Origin of the sequence: Aquabacterium sp. A7-Y (assembly GCF_026153205.1) — a bacterium.
GTDB lineage: Bacteria > Pseudomonadota > Gammaproteobacteria > Burkholderiales > Burkholderiaceae_C > Caldimonas.
In genome coordinates, this window is the sequence record NZ_JAPFBW010000018.1 from 28834 (window position 1) to 48629 (window position 19796).

14 protein-coding genes are annotated in these 19796 nt (G+C 69.4%); 7 read left to right on the plus strand and 7 right to left on the minus strand.

What is annotated here, in order from left to right; all coding sequences use genetic code 11:
* Positions 1-6 precede the first annotated feature (6 nt).
* A complete protein-coding gene (locus OOT46_RS16940) occupies positions 7-2058 on the minus strand; it encodes an ATP-dependent helicase (protein ID WP_265404804.1) in 2052 nt (683 codons plus the stop codon).
* Positions 2059-2306: 248 nt separating this feature from the next.
* Between OOT46_RS16940 and OOT46_RS16945 the strand changes: the two genes are divergently transcribed.
* The 4 genes from OOT46_RS16945 (at position 2307) to OOT46_RS16960 (ending at position 7811) form a co-directional block, all read left to right on the plus strand.
* The gene (locus OOT46_RS16945) at positions 2307-3266 is read left to right on the plus strand and encodes an AEC family transporter (protein WP_265404805.1); all 960 of its coding nucleotides are present in this window, start codon (positions 2307-2309) and stop codon (positions 3264-3266) included.
* 272 nt (positions 3267-3538) lie between these two features.
* Positions 3539-5008: a catalase gene (locus OOT46_RS16950; RefSeq protein WP_265404806.1), complete on the plus strand. Its 1470-nt coding sequence runs from the start codon at positions 3539-3541 to the stop codon at positions 5006-5008.
* Positions 5009-5674: 666 nt separating this feature from the next.
* Entirely contained in the window at positions 5675-7372 is a 1698-nt protein-coding gene (gene leuA, locus OOT46_RS16955) for a 2-isopropylmalate synthase (RefSeq protein ID WP_265404807.1), read from the plus strand.
* A 10-nt stretch (positions 7373-7382) separates the two neighbouring features.
* Positions 7383-7811, plus strand: a complete 429-nt coding sequence (locus OOT46_RS16960) for a transposase family protein (RefSeq protein WP_265404808.1) — start codon at positions 7383-7385, stop codon at positions 7809-7811.
* Between the two features lie 155 nt (positions 7812-7966).
* Here OOT46_RS16960 and OOT46_RS16965 read toward each other — a convergent pair whose 3' ends face one another.
* The 3 genes from OOT46_RS16965 to hemE form a co-directional block, all read right to left on the minus strand.
* Positions 7967-9433: a hypothetical protein gene (locus tag OOT46_RS16965; protein WP_265404809.1), complete on the minus strand. Its 1467-nt coding sequence runs from the start codon at positions 9431-9433 to the stop codon at positions 7967-7969.
* Positions 9434-9544: 111 nt separating this feature from the next.
* Positions 9545-11650 (minus strand): primosomal protein N', encoded by a 2106-nt coding sequence (locus tag OOT46_RS16970; protein WP_265404810.1) that lies wholly within the window; start codon positions 11648-11650, stop codon positions 9545-9547.
* A 350-nt stretch (positions 11651-12000) separates the two neighbouring features.
* Positions 12001-13089 carry a uroporphyrinogen decarboxylase gene (gene hemE / locus OOT46_RS16975; protein WP_265404811.1) on the minus strand — a complete coding sequence of 363 codons (1089 nt, stop codon included), beginning with the start codon at positions 13087-13089 and terminating at the stop codon, positions 12001-12003.
* Positions 13090-13304: 215 nt separating this feature from the next.
* On the opposite strand from hemE, the gene OOT46_RS16980 reads away from it, so the two are divergent.
* From OOT46_RS16980 to OOT46_RS16990, 3 genes are read left to right on the plus strand one after another with little or no spacing between them, the layout of a single operon-like run.
* Positions 13305-13907: a LemA family protein gene (locus OOT46_RS16980; RefSeq protein ID WP_265404812.1), complete on the plus strand. Its 603-nt coding sequence runs from the start codon at positions 13305-13307 to the stop codon at positions 13905-13907.
* Positions 13908-13915: 8 nt separating this feature from the next.
* Positions 13916-14866 (plus strand): TPM domain-containing protein, encoded by a 951-nt coding sequence (locus tag OOT46_RS16985; protein WP_265404813.1) that lies wholly within the window; start codon positions 13916-13918, stop codon positions 14864-14866.
* Positions 14867-14877: 11 nt separating this feature from the next.
* Positions 14878-15384 carry a TPM domain-containing protein gene (locus OOT46_RS16990; RefSeq protein WP_265404814.1) on the plus strand — a complete coding sequence of 169 codons (507 nt, stop codon included), beginning with the start codon at positions 14878-14880 and terminating at the stop codon, positions 15382-15384.
* A 160-nt stretch (positions 15385-15544) separates the two neighbouring features.
* Here the strand turns inward: OOT46_RS16990 and OOT46_RS16995 are convergent, their stop codons facing one another.
* The 3 genes from OOT46_RS16995 to atpD all read right to left on the minus strand — a co-directional run bounded on the left by OOT46_RS16995 (position 15545) and on the right by atpD (position 19771).
* The gene (locus OOT46_RS16995; RefSeq protein ID WP_265404815.1) at positions 15545-17695 is read right to left on the minus strand and encodes a di-heme oxidoredictase family protein; all 2151 of its coding nucleotides are present in this window, start codon (positions 17693-17695) and stop codon (positions 15545-15547) included.
* Between the two features lie 201 nt (positions 17696-17896).
* Positions 17897-18313: a F0F1 ATP synthase subunit epsilon gene (locus OOT46_RS17000; RefSeq protein WP_265404816.1), complete on the minus strand. Its 417-nt coding sequence runs from the start codon at positions 18311-18313 to the stop codon at positions 17897-17899.
* 78 nt (positions 18314-18391) lie between these two features.
* Positions 18392-19771, minus strand: a complete 1380-nt coding sequence (gene atpD / locus OOT46_RS17005) for a F0F1 ATP synthase subunit beta (RefSeq protein WP_265404817.1) — start codon at positions 19769-19771, stop codon at positions 18392-18394.
* Positions 19772-19796 lie beyond the last annotated feature (25 nt).

Sequence of the window (19796 nt, forward strand, 5' to 3'; positions counted from 1 at the left end):
CCCCCCTCAGGCCGGCTTGGCCAACGCCGCGCGCGCGGCGAACTCGGCCCGCAAGGCCTTGAGCTTCTCGCGCGGGTCTTCCTTCATCGTCTTCTCGTCGAGCTTCATCTCGGCAATGAAACGGCTGGGGATGCCCTGCACATAGTCGCGGCCCTTCTTGCGGCGCTTGAGGGTGCTGACGACCAGGGTCTTGCGCGCCCGCGTGATGCCCACATACATCAGCCGGCGCTCCTCTTCCAGGCGCTGCGGCGTCATGTCTTCGTCCTCGCTGCGGAACGGCAGCAGTCCCTCGTTGATCCCCACCAGCACGACGTGCGGCCACTCCAGGCCCTTGGAGGCATGCAGGGTGGACAGGGTCACGACGTTGGGATCGCCGCCGCGCTCGGCCAGGCTCAGGATGACCGAGATGGTCTGCGCGACGTCCATGATGGACTTGCGCTCGGTCTCGGTCGTGATGCCGCCCTCGGTCTCGGTCACGCCGCCGCAGCGCCGCGCGACCCAGTCGATGAAGTCCATCACGTTCTGCCAGCGCGAGGCCGCGGCCTTCTCGCTCTCCTCGCCGTCGTAGAGGTGCTGCTCGTAGCCGATCTCTTTCAACCACTCCATCAGCACCGGCTTGGCGGCCTCGGCCCCGGTGGTCTGGCGGAAGCGGTACTCCAGGTCGTTCACGTAGCGGCCGAACTCGTGCAGCGAGCCGATCGCCCGCGCGCTCACCGCGGTGCTCAGCGAGTCGGCGAACAAGGCCTCAAAGAGGCTGACCTTCCATTTGGCCGAGAACTCGCCCAGCTGAGCCAGGGTCTGGTGGCCAATGCCGCGCTTGGGTGTGGTGACCGCGCGCAGGAAAGCCGGGTCGTCATCGTTGTTGACCAGCAGGCGCATCCAGCCGCACAGGTCCTTGATCTCGGCGCGGTCGAAAAAGCTCTGACCGCCCGAGACCTTGTAGGGGATCTCGGCCTTGCGCAGCGCCTGCTCCAGCACCCGGGCCTGGTGGTTGGCGCGGTAGAGGATGGCGAACTCGCTCCACTCCGCGGGCGCCGTGGTGGTGGCGCCGCCGCGGATCGACTGGATGCGCGCCACCGCGCGCTCGGCCTCGTGCTCTTCCTTGTCGCACTCCAGCAGCCGCACCGGCTCGCCGTCGCCGTACTCGCTCCAGAGCTTCTTCTCGAAGATCTTGGGGTTGGCGGCGATCACGTTGTTGGCGGCGCGCAGGATGTTGCCGGTGGAGCGGTAGTTCTGCTCCAGCGGGATCACCTTGAGCTGGGGGTATTCCTGCGGCAGGCGCTTCAGGTTCTCGATGGTGGCGCCGCGCCACCCGTAGATCGACTGGTCGTCGTCGCCCACGGCGGTGAACATCGCCCGCTCGCCCACCAGCTGCTTGAGCAGCTCGTACTGCACGGCATTGGTGTCCTGGTATTCGTCGACCAGCACGTAGCGCAGCGTGCGCTGCCACTTGGCGCGGCATTCCTCGTCTCGCTGCAGCAGCTTCAGCGGCAGGCTGATCAGGTCGTCGAAGTCGACCGCCTGATAGGCAGCCAGCCGCTCCTCATAGAGCTTCATGACGCGGGCGCAGACGCGCTCGTCGTCGTTCTGCGCCGCCGCCTCGGCCTGGTCGCTGCTCAGGCCCTGGTTTTTCCAGAGGCTGATGGTCCACTGCCAGGAGCGCGCCTGCGCGGCGTCGGTGGTGCCGCCGCAGTCGCGCAGGATGCCGAGCACATCGTCGCTGTCGAGGATGGAGAACTTCTCTTTCAGCCCCAGCCGCACGCCGTCCTCGCGCAGCAGGCGCACGCCCAGCGAGTGGAAGGTGCTGATCACCAGGTGCTTGGCCGCACGTGCGCCCACCAGGCCGCGGGCGCGCTCGCGCATTTCCTCGGAGGCCTTGTTGGTGAAGGTGATCGCAGCGATCTGGCCGGGCTCGTAGCCGGCCTCCAGCAGCCGGGCGATCTTGTGCGTGATCACGCGTGTCTTGCCCGAGCCGGCGCCCGCGAGCACCAGGCAAGGGCCCTGGAGGTAGTAGACAGCTTCGAGCTGGGCGGGATTGAGGCTGGGCGGAGCTGACACGGGCTGGGGTCTCAGGCAGGCGGGGAGCGGGTGCTCGCATTCCGGGTCCGCACGAAGATCGCGGACACAAAGCGGGCCATCATAGCGAAGCCCGGTCCGGCCCAGTCCGCACTGCGCGTGACAAACGCCCGGCGGCGGGGTGGCGTCGCCGCGCTGCGTGCTGCGGTTCACGCCGCGCGACCGCAGCCCGTCCCCTGGTCAGGCACCGTTCAGGCGCCGGGGCGACCCGCTTGCGATACTGCCGCCGCATGCAAGCGATCTTCAGCGTCACCCTGCCCTTTTTCGCGCTGGTGCTGTGCGGCTACCTGGCCGCACGGGCGCGGCTGCTGCCCGAGGCGGCGATCCCCGGGCTGAACGCCTATGTGCTGTTTTTCGCCCTGCCCTGCATGCTGTTCCGCTTCGGCGCCGGCACGCCGCTGGCCCAGTTGCTGAATCCGGTGTGGCTGGCGCTGTACGCGAGCTGCGCGCTGCTGATGGTCGCGGTCACCGTGGTCGCCTCGCTCGGCTCGGGGCTGCGCCTCAAGGACGCGGCCTTCGGCGCCCTCGTCGCCGCCTTCCCCAACACCGGCTTCATGGGCGTGCCACTGCTGGTCGCGCTGTTGGGCGAGCGCGCAGCGGGGCCGGTGATCATGACGGTGCTGGTCGACCTTTTTCTCACCAGCTCGCTGTGCCTGGCGCTGGCGCAGAGCGAAGGCGCCGGTCACCTGCGTGAAGGCCTGCTGAAGGCCGTGCGCGGCGCGCTGGGGAACCCGCTGCCCTGGGCCATCACGCTGGGCGCGGTGATGTCCGTCACCCAGCTCTCGCTGCCCGGGCCACTGGCCCAGATCATTCGGATGCTGGCCGACTCGGCCACGCCGGTCGCGCTCTTCACCATCGGCGCCGTGTTGTGGCGGGCCAACCAGGCGGCGCACGCGCGCACGCCGTGGCGCCACGTGGCGCCGGCCGTCTCCATCAAGCTGCTGCTCCACCCCGCGCTGGTGCTCGCCGGCGGCCATCTGCTCGGCGCCGCGGGCCTGCCGCTGGACGCTTTTGCCCTGAGCGTCCTGGTGCTGGCCGCGGCGCTGCCTTCGGCCAGCAACGTCTCGCTGCTGGCCGAGCGCTACGGCGCCGACAACGGGCGCGTCGCCCGCATCATCCTCTGGTCCACGGTGCTGGCCTTCCTCACTTTCTCGCTGGCCGTCAGGCTGGCAGGCGTCCAGCCCGCCTGAGGTCGGCCTTCGCGGCCCCCTACACCGACGCCCCGCGCTCCGCCGGGGCCCGGCCCCGCTCCTGTCAGCCCTGCTTGCGTATAGCTATCTGCTATTGCAGATATGAGAACGATTCACTTTCACCATCAAGAATAGGGGCGTATCGTTTCATGCATCCAATCTATTGATGACACCACATCAATAGCCAAAAAGGACCCAGCCATGAACGACCTTTTCCTCGAACTGCTGGCCGCCTTGGCCGAAGCCATCTGACGACCCCGAAGGAGCCTCGCATGACCAGCCGCACCACCCTGACCACCGCCTCCGGCATCCCGGTCGCCGACAACCAGAACTCGCTCACCGCCGGCCCGCGCGGCCCGGTGCTGCTGCAGGACTTCCACCTGATCGAGAAGCTGCAGCACTTCAACCGCGAGCGTGTGCCCGAGCGTGTCGTGCACGCCAAGGGCTCGGCCGCCTACGGCACCTTCACGGTGACCCAGGACATCACCCGCTATACCCGCGCCAAGCTGTTCGAGCGTGTCGGCAAGCAGACCTCGGTGCTGCTGCGTTTCTCGACCGTGGGCGGCGAGAAGGGCTCGGCCGACACCGAGCGCGACCCGCGCGGCTTTGCGGTCAAGTTCTACACCGAGGAAGGCAACTGGGATCTGGCGGGCAACAACACGCCGGTGTTTTTCATCAAGGACCCGAGCAAGTTCCCCGACTTCATCCACACGCAGAAGCGCGACCCGCAAACCAACCTGAAGTCGCCCACGATGATGTGGGACTTCTGGAGCCAGAGCCCCGAGGCGCTGCACCAGATCACGACGCTGTTCAGCGACCGCGGCACGCCCGACGGCTACCGCTTCATGCACGGCTTCGGCAGCCACACCTTCAGTCTGGTCAACGCCGACGGCGAGCGCTTCTGGGTCAAGTTCCACTTCCGCTCGATGCAGGGCATCAGGAACCTGAGCGTGGCCGACGCGGTGCGACTGGCCGGGGAGGACCCGGACTACGCCCAGCGCGACCTGTTCAACGCGATCGAGAACAAGGACTACCCGAAGTGGCGCCTGTGCGTGCAGGTGATGCCGGAGCTGGAGGCCGAGACCTGGTCGGCAAAGACCGGCTGGAACCCCTTCGACCTCACCAAGGTGTGGCCCTACAAGGACTACCCGCTGATCGAGGTGGGGGTGCTGGAACTCAACCGCAACCCGCAGAACTACTTCGCCGAGGTCGAGCAGGCGGCCTTCTCGCCGGCCAGCGTGGTGCCGGGCATCGGCTTCTCGCCGGACAAGATGCTGCAGGGCCGTATCTTCGCCTACCACGATGCCCACCTGTATCGCGTCGGCACCAACTACCAGCAGCTGCCGGTCAACCGCCCGCAGTGCCCGTACCACACCTACCAGCGTGACGGCTCGATGCGGTTCGACGGCAACTTCGGCGCGGCGCCCAACTACGAGCCCAACCGCTTCGCCTCGGCGCCCAAGCAGGCCCCGGCCTACCAGGAGCCACCGCTGAAGATCAGCGGCGACGCGGACCGCTACGACCACACGGTGGACGGCGACCCCTACACGCAGGCCGGCAACCTGTTCAGGGTGCTCAAGGCCGACGAGCAGGACCGCCTGACCACCAACATCGCCAACGCGATGCGCGGCGTGCCGGTCTCCATCGTCGAACGTCAGCTGGTGCACTTCGCCAAGGCCGACCCTCGCTACGGGGACGCGATCGCGCGCAGGCTGGGGCTCGACGTGCCGGGCGCCGCCTGATGCCGGCCGCGCTCCACCGGTCATGGCGGTGGAGCGCCTCTTCAACAGGGAGCGAATTCATGAACAAGAGCAGCTTCGCCACCTGGCGCCTGCGGACCGGCCTGGCGGCCTTCGCCGCCGGCTGGGCCGTGCTGGCAGTCGATGCGGCCCGCTGGCTGAGCGCGCCCGCCTGATCCTGCCCGGGGCCACGGCAGCCTCGGGGGCAAGGGCCGGGGAACCGGTTCTCCCCGGCCTTTTTTCGCCCTCAATGCCCGGCCGCCGCGCCCGGACTTTCATGTGGAGGCATTGACAATGACCCTGAGACTCGAGAACACTGCGGCCATGACCATTTCGAAGACCCTGCTACTCATTACGCTAGCCACCGCACTGGTGGCCGGTCTGAGTCGCCTCGGGTCCTTGAACATGAGATTGCGCCAAGCGCACACCTGACAAAAACCCCCGAGTCCCCTGCAGAACGGCCAGCCTCCCAGCTGGCCGTTGTCGTTTCTGCCCCCCGATTTTCCTGAGCCCGGAGCCCGAGATGATTCAGACGATCACCACCACCGCGATTCCCACGATTGGCACCCTGCGACTAAGCCACGGCTGCCCGGCCACGAAACTGTGGTCGTCGGGCGGCCCCGTCACGGCCACACGCCCTGCCCCGCCATCTCACCGGACACCGCGATCATGTTGAACGACCCCAGCTCCAAGTACCGCCCCTTCCCGCCCGTCCCGCTCGCCGATCGTCGCTGGCCGAGCCGCACCCTGACGGCCCCGCCGATCTGGATGAGCACCGATCTGCGTGACGGCAACCAGGCCCTCTTCGAGCCCATGGACGCCAGCGCCAAGCTGCGCATGTTCCAGATGCTCTGCCGCATCGGCTTCAAGCAGATCGAGGTCGCCTTCCCCTCCGCCTCCCAGACCGACTTCGACTTCGTGCGCAAGCTGATCGAGGAGGACCTGATCCCCGACGACGTCACGATCGAAGTGCTCACGCAGGCCCGCGAAGACCTGATCCGCCGCACCTTCGAGTCCCTGCGCGGCGCGCCGCGCGCCATCGTGCACCTCTACAACGCCACCGCCCCGGCCTTCCGGCGCATCGTCTTCGGCATGTCGCGCGAGCAGGTGCGCGAACTCGCCACCGGCAGCGCCCGCCTGATCCGCGAACTGGCGGCCGAGCAGCCCGGCACGGCGTGGACCTTCCAGTACAGCCCCGAGGTGTTCAGCGGCACCGAACTCGAATTCGCCTGCGAGGTGGTCAATGCGGTGATGGACGTGTGGCGGCCGACCCCCGAGCACAAGGCCATCGTCAACCTGCCGGCCACGGTCGAGATGAGCACGCCCAACGTGTATGCCGACCAGATCGAGTGGATGCACCGCCACCTCCAGCGTCGTGACGCGTTGCTGCTCAGCGTGCACCCGCACAACGACCGCGGCACCGCGGTGGCGGCGGCCGAACTCGCCGTGATGGCCGGGGCCGACCGGGTCGAGGGCTGCCTGTTCGGCAACGGCGAGCGCACCGGCAACGTCGACCTGGTGACCCTGGCCCTCAACCTCTACAGCCAGGGCATCCACCCGGGGCTGGACTTCTCGCACATCAACGAGGTGGCCCGCACCGTGGAGGACTGCACCCAGCTGCCCATCCACCCGCGCCACCCCTATGTCGGCGACCTGGTGTTCACCGCCTTCTCGGGCTCCCACCAGGACGCGATCAAGAAAGGCTTCGCGGCGCGCCGCCCGGACACCGTCTGGGATGTGCCCTACCTGCCGATCGATCCCGCCGACCTGGGCCGCACCTACGACTCCATCGTCCGGGTCAACAGCCAGTCGGGCAAGGGCGGCATCGCCTACCTGCTGGAAGCCGCCTATGGCCTGGTGATGCCGCGCCGCCTGCAGGTCGAGTTCAGCGCCGCGGTGCAGCGTGTCGCGGACAGCAGCGGCGGCGAGCTGACGGCCCCGGCGCTCTGGCAGCTGTTCGTCGATGACTACCTCACCCCGTCGGAGCCGCTGCGTTATGTCTCGCACGACAGCCACGAGCGGGACGGCCTGGTGCAGCTGAACCTGACGGTCGAGTCGGGCGGCCGCACGGTGCACCTGAGCGGCCGCGGCAACGGCCCGCTGGACGCAGCGGTCCAGGCGCTGGGCGTGCCGCTGCGGCTGGACAGCTATGAAGAACGTGGGCTGCAGTCGGGCTCCGATGCCCTCGCGGTGGCCTTCGTCGAGATCGGCCTGCCCGGCGCCGCCGGCAGCCTGTTCGGCGCGGGCGTGCACAGCAGCATCGTGAGCGCCTCCATCCAGGCCCTGCTCAGCGGCATCAACCGCTGGCATGCGCGCCAGCCGCAGGCCCTGCCTGCAAGCTTCGGCCGCCAGGCCGTGGCAGCGTGAGGAGGCGGCGATGGACGAGCACTACCACCTCGCATGTTATGAGCCGCACGAACGCCCCCAGCCGGCCGGCACCGGGCTGGGCGAGGCCGCGGAGGCACTGTCGCGCCTGCTGGGCCGCAGCCGGCCGAACGCGCCCTGCTGCAGCCGCTGCGGCAGCAGCGCCCGCATGATGCGCCACGGCCAAGTGACCCGCATGCTGCGCGACGTGCCGCGCGACGGCCGGCCGACCTGGCTGCGCCTGGACCTCACGCGCTGGCGCTGCGGCGGCTGCGGCGGCACCTGCACGCCAGCCGTGGAAGGCCTGGCGACCCGCCGTCGCCTGACGCCGGGACTGATGGACTGGCTGGCCCGCCAGGCCGGCCAGCGGCCGGTGGCCCAGCTGGCCCGCGAGGCCGGCGTCGACGAGAAAACGGTGCGCCGGCTCGGGCGGCTCAGCTGACGCAATAAAGACTGCAGGCAGAAGCCGAGGCCCCGGCGCAGCGACCACGCTGCGCCGGGCCACTGCAGCGGCGCGCCGCCCACCCGGCAGCGCCCGGCCGCTGCGGCCGGCCGTCCCGCAACCCGCGGGACCCGGCCTCGTCACTTCACCATCCTCTATTTCAGCTTGCGGCCGCAGCCCCCGCAGAAGACGTCATCCGGCGACACCGGCGACCGGCACGAGGGGCAGTGCAGCACCACGGCAGGCGCCGGGGCGGGCGGGTCCGCCTCCGGCTGCGGCGCCGGCTTCAGCCCGGGCGGCACGGTGTCCTCGAAGTCGTGCGACGGCGCTGGCGTCGGCACCGGCACGACCGGGGCGATGAGGGTCATGGCATCGTCGCTCGGCGGCTGCACCGGCGGCGCCATGGCGGGCGTGGCCGCGGCGGCCACCGACGGCGTCTCGGGCGGAAGCGGTGCCGGGGGCGCGACGCTCCCCGACATCTGGGCATCGTCGAAGACCGGCCGGCCGACGGCCTCGTCGTCAGGCCGCGAAGCAGCGGGCGCCACCACCGGGGCCGCGGGATCGACGTCGCTGCCTGCGGCGACCGGCGGCGCCGGGTCCACCCCGGCCGAGGGCTGGGCCGGCATGGCCGCGCCGCCGGCCCGGGCGCTGCGCTGCCGCGCCGCCTCCTGGAGCTCCTGGGCGCGGCGGCGCGCCTCCTCGGCGGCCTGCTGGGCTTTCTCCCGCGTGCGGGCGAGGGCCGAATCGAGCGCCGCCTCGGCCACCGCCGTGTCCAGCCCGACGCTCAGTTTCAGATAGGTCAGGCACAGTCCGTACAGCAGCAAGGCATTGAAGACCGCCAGCACGACAGCCCAGACGATGGCCACGCCGATCAGGGCGCCGGCATCGAGCAGGCCGCCCAGCCAGGCACCGGCGCCGAAACCGCTGAAAACGCCGCCCGGGCCGCTGCCCAGCACATTGGCCATCAGGCTGCCGGTGACGGCGAAACCGCTGCCCACGAAAGCCATCACCAGGCCGGCGACAAAACCGACCACGACAAACAGCAGCATCAGGTGCAGGAAGGCCTCCAGCGGGCGCTGGGTCGCGATGGCCCACAGGCGCGACAGCGCCTGCTTGAGCGTGTGGCCCTCGAACAGGGCCGGCGCGGCCAGCCCCCAGGCCACGTAGACGCCGAGAAACAGCAAGGCGGCGCTGAACACCAGCAGCGGCAGCACGACGATCAGCAAGGCGCCGCCCAGCAGCGGGATCTTGCAGAGGAACAGCAGCACCGACGCGACCACCCCCCAGGCCAGGAAGGCAGCCAGGAACACCAGCGCCAGGCCCAGCATGCGCAGCAGCACGCCAGGGCTGGCGGTGAAGGCGTCCACGGTGGGCGTGACGGGCAGCCTGCGCGCCTGATCCATGAACTGGCGCCCGGCCGCGGTCACGCCCAGCAGCACCAGCAGGAAACCCAGCAGGCCGGCCACGAACACCATTGGGCCGAGCTGGCTGCCCAGGCCCACCAGCACGGCCATGCCGATGAAGCTGCCCAGCAGGGTCAGCAGCGCCTGGGTGTTGCGCCAGGCCTCGCCGATGCGGGTCAGGCTGTGCGGCCCCGAGCCGCTGACATTGAATGACGACATGCAGTCCCTCCTCGTCGATGCGAGTTGTCGGTGGTCGATGCGGCGCAACGATAGCGCCGCGCTGCGCCCGGCGCCAGCCCGCCGTGCTGCCGCGGCGAAGGGCGTCGCCGCTCAGATCGCCAGCGGATCGACATCAATGGCCCAACGCACCAGGCCCTTGTGCTCGGCCCGCAGTCCATGCAGCTCGGGCAGCCAGGCCGCCAGCAGGCGCTGCAGCGCCGGCCGCGAGGCCGCCTCCACCAGCATCTGGGCGCGCTCCACGTTGGCCACCCGGGCGATGCTCATGGGCACCGGCGGGTAGAGCGTCACGCCGGCCTCGGCCGCGCCCAGCCCCTCGGCGAGTCCGCCAGCCGCCGTCAGCCAGCCCTGCGCGACCTCCTGGCTGCGCCCTTCGGCGCGCAGCAGGGCCTGGTGGGCGTGCGGCGGCATGCCGGCCATCTCGCGCTCGGCCAGGGTGCTGGCGGCAAAAGCCGGGTAGTCGTGGGCCCGCAGCGCTGCGTAGAGCGGATGGGTGGGGTGCCAGGTCTGGATCAGCATCTCGCTGCGCGCCGCCTGCTCGGCGTCGCGCCCGGCGCGGCCAGCCGCCTGCATCAGCAGCGCGAACAGGCGTTCGCCGGCGCGAAAGTCGCTGCTGAACAGCGCGGCGTCGGGGTTGACCGCGGCCACCAGCGTGACGCGGCGGAAGTCGTGCCCCTTGGCCACCATCTGGGTACCGACCAGCACATCGACCTCGCCGGCGTGGACGCTCGCCAGCTGGGCTTCCAGCGTGCCCTTCAGGCGGGTCGTGTCGGCGTCGATGCGCGCAACGCGTGCCTCCGGCAGCGCCTGGGCCAGCTGCTCTTCGAGCCGCTCGGTGCCTCGCCCGACCGGCTGGATGTCCGGATTGCCACACTCCGGGCAGGCACGCGGCACGCGCTCGGCATAACCGCAGTGGTGGCAGCGCAAGCTGCGGTCGACGCGGTGGAAAACCCGCCAGGCGCTGCAATGCGGGCAGCCGCTTTTCCAGCCGCACTCCAGGCACTGCAGCACTGGCGAATAGCCGCGCCGGTTGAGCAGCACCAGGCTCTGCTCGCCGCGTCCCAGGCGCTGCTGCAACGCCGCCACCAGGGCCGGCGAGAGCGCCGCGTTGTAGGCGGCATCGCGCGGCACGTGGTTCATGTCGACGAAACGCACCTGCGGCAGCAGCCCGCCGCCCACCCGGGTCGGCATGTCCAGCCGCAGGTAGCGCCCGCGCTCGGCCTGGTGCCAGCTTTCCAGCGAGGGCGTGGCCGAGCCGAGCAGCACGTTGGCGCCCTCGAGCTTGCCGCGATAGATCGCCAGGTCGCGCGCCGAATAGCGGGCGCCCTCCTGGCTCTTGTAGGACGGGTCGTGCTCCTCGTCGACCACGATCAGCCCGGGCCGCGGCAGCGAGGCAAACACCGCCATGCGGGTGCCCAGCACGATATCGGCCTGGCCCAGATGGGCGGCCAGCCAGTGTTTCAGGCGCTGTGCCGGGGTCAGGCCGCTGTGCAGGGAGACGATCACGCGGTCCGGGAAGCGCGCGGCGAAACGCGCCTCCAGCTGGGGTGTCAGGTTGATCTCGGGCACCAGCACCAGCGCCTGGCGGCCGGCTGTCAGCGCCTGCGCCACGGCGCGCAGGTAGACCTCGGTCTTGCCGCTGCCGGTGCTGCCGTGCAGCAAGGCCACGCGCGGCTCGGCCGGGTCGATGCGAGCCAGTGCCTGGCGCTGCTCGGCGGTCAGCTCGGGCAGCACCGCAGCAGGCCCGCCGGCCGGCGCCAGCTTCTGGAGCTTTTTCAGGCGCTGGGCCAGCTGTCGCTCGGTCAACTTGCGCAGCTCCGGCGGCAACACCGACAAGGCGACCTCGCCGACACCCCGCTGGTAATAGGAAGCGGCGAACTGGATCAGCTGGCGCCAGGCAGCCGGCAAGGGGCTGAGGCTGGTGAGCGCCTCGCCGACCGGCTTGAGCTCCATGTCGTCGGTCTCGGCCGGCGCCTCGGCGGGCCACACGATGCCGCAGACGGTGCGGCGCCCCAAGGGCACCTGGACCAGGGTTCCGGGCAGCAGTTCTTGGGAGGCGGTGTAGCTCAGCGGGCCGCGCAGTGCACTGTATTGCGGCGCATCGACCACAACGGCCACCACGAGGGCTGCGCCCTCGTCGCTTCGGCCGCTGGCTTCGGCCTTCGTGCCGGCGCTGGACGCCCCCTGCAACTCACCCATTTAGCCCTGGCACTTCTGCCAGCTCTTTCAGTGCGAATCGTAAGAGCTTGATTACAAACGGCTTTTGCATCTATCCACCGAACCTGTGGAAAACTTTGTGGGCAACCTGCGAAAACGCGCGCTAACTGTATGTTTTGCGCGGCCGAGCTTAGATTGAGCGCTAACGCAGCATCCGCCCGATGCTTTAAAAATCAAGGACTTAGCAAGCCGTTCGCAGGCCCCATGCGGCAAAGCAGCAAATCCGCGCTTGCGTGACAGGGGCCTCTTGTTTTGGGGATAAGTCAAGGCCACCGGTACTGCTGTCGGGGTTTCCCGGTGCGAAAAGCGCACGGCGCGAGCGGGCCCTCTGCTCAAACCTGACGCAGTCGCCGCGAGTGCTCATGCACCGCCTCGACCAGCACGCTGACGCTGTCCGGGGGGGTGTACTGGCTGATGCCGTGGCCCAGGTTGAAGACGTGTCCGGCCCAGCTGCCGTCCGGGTTGCGTGGCTTGCCGAAGCTGTCGAGCACACGCACGGCCTCGGCCCGGATCTGCTCGGGCGAGGCGAACAGCACGTTGGGATCGAGGTTGCCTTGCAGCGCCACCCGGTGGCCGACCCGCTGGCGCGCCCGGCCCAGGTTGACGGTCCAGTCCACGCCGACCGCGTCGGTGTCGACCGCGGCGATCTCGTCCAGCCACAGGCCGCCGCCCTTGGTGAAGACGATACGGGGGATACGCTGGCCCCCGTGCTCGCGCTTGAGCTGGCGCAGCACCCGGGCGGTGTAGGCGAGGCTGAAGTCCTGGAAGGCGCCGTCGGCGAGCACACCGCCCCAGGAGTCGAACACCATCACCGCCTGGGCCCCGGCGTCGATCTGGGCATTCAAATAGGCGGCGACCGCGTCGGCGTTGACCGCGAGGATGCGGTGCATCAGGTCGGGGCGCTGGTAGAGCATGGTCTTGACCAGCCGGTAGTCGTCGGAGCCGGCGCCTTCGACCATGTAGCAGGCCAGGGTCCAGGGGCTGCCCGAGAAGCCGATCAGCGGTACCCGACCGTTGAGTGCGCGGCGGATGCTGGCGACGGCGTCGAACACATACCGCAGCCGCTCCAGGTCGGGCACCGCCAGCCGCGCCACGGCGGCCTCGTCGCGCACCGGCGTCGCGAAGCGCGGCCCCTCGCCGGCGGCGAAACTCAGGCCCAGGCCCATCGCGTCGGGCACGGTGAGGATGTCGCTGAAGAGGATGGCCGCATCCAGCGGGTAGCGCTCCAAGGGCTGCAGGGTCACCTCGGTGGCGTAGTCGGGATGGGTGGCCAGCCCCATGAAGCTGCCGGCCCGCGAGCGCGTCGCGTTGTATTCGGGCAGGTAGCGCCCGGCCTGGCGCATCAGCCAGACGGGGGTGTGGTCGGTCGGCTGGCGCATCAGCGCGCGCAGGAAGGTGTCGTTCTGTAGGGGCGCAAACATCCCGACATTGTAGGGAGCGGTCTGCGGCCGCCTTTCCCACAGGCTTGCCCGCGGCGGGGTCGGATGCTCGCCCGGCCCGCAGGGAGCGCAGTTTGCTGACATGCCGCAAACGCCGACGCCTGCGGGCGCTTGAAGTCCGGCACACTGCCCCCAAGGAAGGGACACGGGCCGGGAACCGGCCCACGCCGACCAACAACACGACAAGGAGCTGACACATGAAACGTTTGCTGATGACCTGGCTGCTGGCCCTGGGCCTGCTCGGCAGCCTCGGAGGCTGCGGCTACAACGAGTTCCAGCGCCTGGACGAGGAGGTCAAGGCCGCTTGGTCGGAGGTGCTGAACCAGTACCAGCGCCGTGCCGACCTGGTGCCCAACCTCGTCAACACCGTCAAGGGCGAGGCCAACTTCGAGCAGGAGACGCTCACCCGGGTGGTGGAGGCGCGCGCCAAGGCCACCTCGGTGCAGGTGACGCCCGAGACGCTCAACGACCCGGAGGCCTTCAACCGCTTCCAGCAGGCCCAGGGTGAGCTCTCGGGTGCGCTGTCGCGGCTGCTGGTGGTCAGCGAGAACTACCCCAACCTCAAAGCCAACCAGGGGTTCCAGGACCTGCGGGTGCAGCTGGAAGGCACCGAGAACCGCATCACCGTCGCCCGCAACAAGTACATCGGCGCGGTGCAGCAGTACAACGTGCTGGCGCGCAGCTTCCCGACCAACCTGACGGCCAAGATGTTCGGCTACCCGCCCAAGCCCAACTTCAGCGTCGCCAACGAGGCGCAGATCTCGACGCCGCCGACGGTGGACTTCGGCGCGTCGAAGTGAGGGCGGCGATGCACACGCTGCGACCTGCCGCGGCCGGCTGGCCATGGCGCCGCTGGCTGGCCGGCTGGCTGGCGCTGGTGCTGCTGTCCGGCCTGAGTTCCAGCCTCCTCGCGCAAGGCCTGGTGCCGGTGCCGCCGCTGAACGCCCGCGTGACCGACCAGACCGGCACGCTGAGCTCCGACCAGCGGGCGGCGCTGGAAGCCAAGCTGGCCCGCCTGGAGACCGAGCACGGCAGCCAGCTGGCCATCCTGATGGTACGCACCACGGCGCCGGAGGACATTGCCGCCTATGCCTTCCGCGTCGCGGACCAGTGGAAGATCGGCCGCCGTGAGGTGGGCGACGGCGTGCTGCTGGTGGTCGCCAAAAACGACCGGCGGGTGCGCATCGAGGTTGCCCGTGCGCTGGAAGGTGCGATCCCCGACCTGGCGGCGCGCCGGGTGATCGACCAGGTCATCACGCCCGCCTTCAAGGCGGGCGACTTCGCCGGCGGGCTGAATGCCGGCGTCGACCGGCTGGCGGCCCTGATCGCCGGAGAGAACCTGCCGGCGCCCTCGCGCGCCCCGGCCGGCAGCGGCGGCCAGCCCGGCACGCAGTGGTTCGACCTGGCCATCTTCCTGTTCGCCGGCGCGCCCATCATCGGCGCCGTGCTGAGCGGCATCTTCGGCCGCAAGCTGGGCTCGCTCGGCACCGGTCTGGCGGTGGGCGGGCTGAGCTGGTGGTTCACCGCCAGCCTGGTCGTGGCCGGCATCGCGGCGCTGGCGGCCCTGGTGCTGATGCTCGTGATGGGTGTCGGTGGTGGCATCTCGCCGGGACACGGACGTGGCAGGCGCCATCACACGCCCATCATCTGGGGCGGCGGCTTGGGCGGAGGGGGCGGTTTCGGCTCGGGCGGCGGGGGCGGATTCTCCTCGGGCGGCGGCGGCAGCTTCGGCGGCGGCGGCTCGTCCGGCAGCTGGTGAGGGAGCCGGCCATGAACAAGCTGATGCGCATCTTCAAACACCGCTGGTGGGACGCCGCCGACACGCGGCGTGTGGTCGGCCCGGTGGCGCTGGAGTCGCTGGAGGCCCGCGTGCAGGCCAGCGAATCGCGCCATACGGGCGAGATCCGCCTGTGCATCGAGGGCGCCCTGCCCTGGAGTTATCTCTGGCGTGGCGCCACGGCCCGCGAGCGGGCGCTCGCGATGTTCGGCAAGCTGCAGGTGTGGGACACCGAGCAGAACAACGGTGTGCTGATCTATCTGCTGCTGGTCGAGCACCGCATCGAGGTGGTGGCCGACCGCGGCGTCGCACGGCAGGTGCCGCAGGCCGAGTGGGACCGCATCGTGCATGGCATGTCCGACATGCTGAAGCAGGGCCATGCCGCCGAGGCGCTCGGCATGGCCGTCGATGCGGTGAGCGCGCTGCTGGAGCGGCACTTCCCGGCGGCCGCCGGCGAGGCCAACCCCGACGAGTTGCCGAACCGGCCCCACCTGCTCTAGGGCCTGTTCACACTACGGATGGCTGTGCGTTGCGACCCAAAGGGCCGTGAGCTAGGCACAAAACGCAGCCGGGTGGGTCACCCGGCGAGGCTTTGCAACGACGCGCACGGCCCTTTGGGTCGCAACCCGGAGGGAGTGTGAACAGGCCCTAGGCGGCCGCTCAGAGCGACTCGAGGAAGGACAGCAGCGCCTCCCGGTCTTCCTTCGGGTAGGCCTCGAAGCGCCGACGACTCGCGTCGGCTTCGCCGCCGTGCCACACGATGGCCTCGGTCAGCGTGCGAGCGCGGCCGTCGTGCAGGTAGCGCACCTTGTCGGCGCCCCCCTGCACGAATCGCAGCGAACCCAGGCCCCACAAGGGCGCCGTGCGCCACAGGCGGGGGCCGGCCTGGCCTTCGGCCAGCGTGTCGGCCAGGCCCGGGCCCATGTCGTGCAGCAGCAGGTTGGTGTAGGGCCGGATGGTCTGGTCGCGCAGCTCGGCAAACGGATGGGTCTTGCCGGTTTTCAGCTGTGGCGTGTGGCAGGCGGTGCACTGCGCCTGCGCGAACAGCTGGCTGCCACGCGCGATGCGCTCGGGGTTCACGTCATGCTCGGGCGACACCCGGATGCCGGCCGGATAGCCGCTGCGCAGGCTGCGTTGTGCCGGCACGCCGATCAGCTGCAGGTACTGCGCGAGCCGCTGCAGCTCGGTCTCCGACACGCCGGCGCCGTCCGGGCGGCTGCGGCAGTCAGGCGCGCCCCGCTGGCAGCCGCGCGACGGAAACACCGGCGAAACGACCCCCATGTCCTTCACCAGGGCGTCGGCGGCCTGCTGGCGCAGGCTCGCTTTCGACGCCTTCCAGCCAAAGCGGCCCAGCCGGGTCTGGCCGGTTTCCGGGTCGGTCACGAAGTTCGGCACCCCGCGCACCCCGTCGCCGTCGACGTCCTGCGGATCGGCCAGCGCCAGGACGCTCTCTTCGCTCAGGGCTTCCAGCAGACCCAGGCCGATCACCTGCGGCGCCTGGCGCACCGAAAACATCGCCGGGACCGGTCCCTTGAAAGCGTAGACCGGCTTTTGCAGCTCGACCTTTTCGCCGTCAGGCAGGGTGCGCACCGTGCTCGTAGACGACTGCACGCTGACCCCGTAGTCCGCCGCACCGGCCGAGACGGCCCGCTGCTGCACGTTCCAGCCGTAAGTGGCGTCCGGCTGCGCTGCGCCGCCGGCGCCTGCCGCGGCCGTCAGGATGGACATCGTGTCGAGGCGCTGGCCGACCACCGGCGCCTGGCTCCGGCCGTTGGCGGTGTGGCAGGCGATGCAGCTCGCCTGGTTGTAGCGCGGCCCCAGCTGCCCGATGTGCGCGGTGAAGACCGGGTTGGTCTCCGGATGCTCGGAGTGCCGGCCGTCGGCGAAGGAGGTGTGGAACAGGCGGCGCCCCTCAACGAAACGCCGGGTGTTGCCGATGCCGATGTTGTTGGCCATCTGCTGGAACATCCGCATCGGCTCTTCGGAGTAGTTGTAGGAGACGCTCGCCTCGCCACCCAGCAGCGCCATGTCGGGCACCGGCTCGGAATCGAGGTTGGGCGCGATGCCGTACCACGGCCGCAGGCCGACACCCACCACATAGAGCTGCTCGAAGGAGTAGTAGCGCGAGCCGCCGCCGTCGATCGTCGCGCTGCCGTCCGGGTTGCGTTGCAGCCGGGGCGCGGGGGCCAGCTCGATCTTGTCGCCGATCTTGAGCGGGCTGTGCGGGTCGGTACGCCAGTTGGACTTGACCTCCATCCGGCAGTCCTCGCCGGGCTGGCCGGCGTGGCAGATCGGGCGGTTGCCTTCCTTCGGGTTGTTGAAACCGTAGTTCAGCGACCAGCCGAAGTCCCGCACCTCGGGGTTGTTGATGTTGCGGAACAAGCTGAAGGTGGTGCCGTCGAAGCTGCCGTCGTTGACACGCAGGCGGATCTCGATGCGCTGGCGGCCGGCCGGTACCTCGTCGCGGATCTCGAGGCCGAAGGTGCGGTTCTGGAAGTAGAAACTTGGGAAGGTCAGGTAACGACCCGGGCCAGTGTCCGGCGCGTCCCAGGGCTCACCGCGTTCCCGGGCATGCCGCTCGGTCGGCCGGGCCCCCATCAGCGTGACCAGCGTGCCGTCGGGCTCGCGGTACTGGATGGACTCGGTCAGCGGCGTGTCGGGCGCGTACAAGGGCACCCAGGGGGCCGCCGCCATGGCGGTTTCACTGCCGGCCTGCTCCTTGCCGCCGCCGCAGCCTGCCAGCACGAGGACGGACAAGGCCAGGCCCGCCGCCGACACCGGCCTCGAAAGGCCCCGGGTACTCCACGCCATCGATCGCTCCTCCAAGATGAGTCTCGCGGTTCTGTCTCGCATATGGAACCGCTTCCAATCTTGTCGGCGCCCGGGACTGGCTGCCGTCACGAAGTGTGTTCTCAATCTTGAAAACAACAACGCCCGCGAGGCGCGGGGCCTGCGGGCGTCGGATCTCTTCAGCCGCCGGTGGGTCGACCGCCGGCCTAGCGAGCAAGCTTTTTACTTGCCGCGAAATTTGCGCAGCGCAGCGATCTGCGCGGCCATCGCGGCGAACTCGCTCTGGGCCTTCGCGAAGTCGATGTCGCTCTTCGCGTTTTTCATCGCTTCTTCGGCCAGCCGCTTGGCCTCGGTCGCCTTGGCTTCGTCCAGGTCCTTGCCGCGGATGGCGGTGTCGGCCAGCACGGTCACGGCATTCGGCTGCACCTCGAGGATGCCACCGGCCACGAACACGAACTCTTCCTCGCCGTTGTCGGCGCGCTCGATGCGCACGGCACCGGGGCGGATGCGCGTGATCAGCGGCGTGTGCTGCGGCAGGATGCCCAGCTCGCCGGCTTCACCGGGCAGCGCGACGAACTTCGCCTGGCCGGAGAAGATGGACTCCTCCGCGGAAACGACGTCGACTTGTATGGTTGCCATAGTCCTTCTCTCCACAGCGCGGAAAACGGTGCAGGAGGCGAGCAGCCGGCCCCCGCACGCGGGGGCCGAGCGCGCCGCTTACTGCAGCGTCTTCGCCTTTTCGAAAGCCTCGTCGATGGTGCCGACCATGTAGAAGGCCTGCTCGGGGAGGCTGTCGCACTCGCCGTTGACGATCATCTTGAAGCCGCGGATGGTTTCCTTCAGCGGAACGTACTTGCCGGGCGAGCCGGTGAACACTTCCGCGACGTGGAAGGGCTGCGACAGGAAGCGCTGGATCTTGCGGGCGCGTGCCACGGCCAGCTTGTCTTCCGGCGACAGTTCGTCCATGCCCAGGATCGCGATGATGTCGCGCAGTTCCTTGTAGCGCTGCAGGATGGCCTGCACCTGGCGGGTCACCGTGTAGTGCTCTTCGCCGACCACATTGGGGTCGACCTGGCGGCTGGTGGAGTCGAGCGGGTCGACCGCGGGGTAGATACCCAGCGAGGCGATGTCACGCGACAGCACGACGGTGGCGTCCAGGTGGGCGAAGGTGGTCGCCGGCGACGGGTCGGTCAAGTCATCCGCAGGCACGTAGACGGCCTGGATCGAGGTGATCGAGCCGATCTTGGTCGAGGTGATGCGCTCCTGCAGGCGGCCCATTTCCTCGGCCAGCGTCGGCTGGTAGCCCACCGCGGAGGGCATGCGGCCCAGCAGCGCGGACACTTCGGTACCGGCCAGGGTGTAGCGGTAGATGTTGTCCACGAAGAACAGCACGTCGCGGCCTTCGTCGCGGAAGGACTCGGCAATGGTCAGGCCGGTCAGTGCCACGCGCAGACGGTTGCCCGGGGGCTCGTTCATCTGGCCGTACACCATCGCGACCTTGTCGAGCACGTTGGAGTCCTTCATCTCGTGGTAGAAGTCGTTCCCTTCACGGGTGCGCTCGCCCACGCCGGCAAACACCGAGAGACCCGAGTGCTGCTTCGCGATGTTGTTGATCAGCTCCATCATGTTGACGGTCTTGCCCACGCCGGCGCCACCGAACAGACCCACCTTGCCGCCCTTGGCGAACGGGCAGATCAGGTCGATCACCTTGATGCCGGTTTCGAGCAGGTCCTGCGACGGGCTCAGCTCGTCGTAGGCCGGTGCCGCGCGGTGGATCGAGGCGCTCAGCTCGGCGTTGACCGGGCCGGCTTCGTCGATCGGGTTGCCCAGCACGTCCATGATGCGGCCCAGCGTGGCCTTGCCCACCGGCACCGTGATCGGCGCAGCGGTGTTCTGCACCACCATGCCGCGACGCAGACCGTCGGAGGAGCCCAGCGCAATCGTGCGGACCACGCCGTCGCCCAGCTGCTGCTGGACTTCCAGGGTCAGCGCCGTACCTTCCATCTTCAAGGCGTCGTACACCTTGGGCATCGCATTGCGCGGGAACTCCACGTCCACCACGGCGCCGATGCACTGAACGATCTTGCCTTCAGCCATTTTTCGTTCCTTCAATCAATATTCG

Bases quoted from the DNA above. Each gene is read 5' to 3' on its own strand.
- OOT46_RS16945 (WP_265404805.1), top strand. From the start codon at position 2,307: ATGCAAGCGATCTTCAGCGTCACCCTGCCCTTTTTCGCGCTGGTGCTG.
- OOT46_RS16950 (WP_265404806.1), top strand. From the start codon at position 3,539: ATGACCAGCCGCACCACCCTGACCACCGCCTCCGGCATCCCGGTCGCC.
- leuA (WP_265404807.1), top strand. From the start codon at position 5,675: ATGTTGAACGACCCCAGCTCCAAGTACCGCCCCTTCCCGCCCGTCCCG.
- OOT46_RS16960 (WP_265404808.1), top strand. From the start codon at position 7,383: ATGGACGAGCACTACCACCTCGCATGTTATGAGCCGCACGAACGCCCC.
- OOT46_RS16965 (WP_265404809.1), bottom strand. From the start codon at position 9,433: ATGTCGTCATTCAATGTCAGCGGCTCGGGGCCGCACAGCCTGACCCGC.
- OOT46_RS16970 (WP_265404810.1), bottom strand. From the start codon at position 11,650: ATGGGTGAGTTGCAGGGGGCGTCCAGCGCCGGCACGAAGGCCGAAGCC.
- hemE (WP_265404811.1), bottom strand. From the start codon at position 13,089: ATGTTTGCGCCCCTACAGAACGACACCTTCCTGCGCGCGCTGATGCGC.
- OOT46_RS16980 (WP_265404812.1), top strand. From the start codon at position 13,305: ATGAAACGTTTGCTGATGACCTGGCTGCTGGCCCTGGGCCTGCTCGGC.
- OOT46_RS16985 (WP_265404813.1), top strand. From the start codon at position 13,916: ATGCACACGCTGCGACCTGCCGCGGCCGGCTGGCCATGGCGCCGCTGG.
- OOT46_RS16990 (WP_265404814.1), top strand. From the start codon at position 14,878: ATGAACAAGCTGATGCGCATCTTCAAACACCGCTGGTGGGACGCCGCC.
- OOT46_RS16995 (WP_265404815.1), bottom strand. From the start codon at position 17,695: ATGGCGTGGAGTACCCGGGGCCTTTCGAGGCCGGTGTCGGCGGCGGGC.
- OOT46_RS17000 (WP_265404816.1), bottom strand. From the start codon at position 18,313: ATGGCAACCATACAAGTCGACGTCGTTTCCGCGGAGGAGTCCATCTTC.
- atpD (WP_265404817.1), bottom strand. From the start codon at position 19,771: ATGGCTGAAGGCAAGATCGTTCAGTGCATCGGCGCCGTGGTGGACGTG.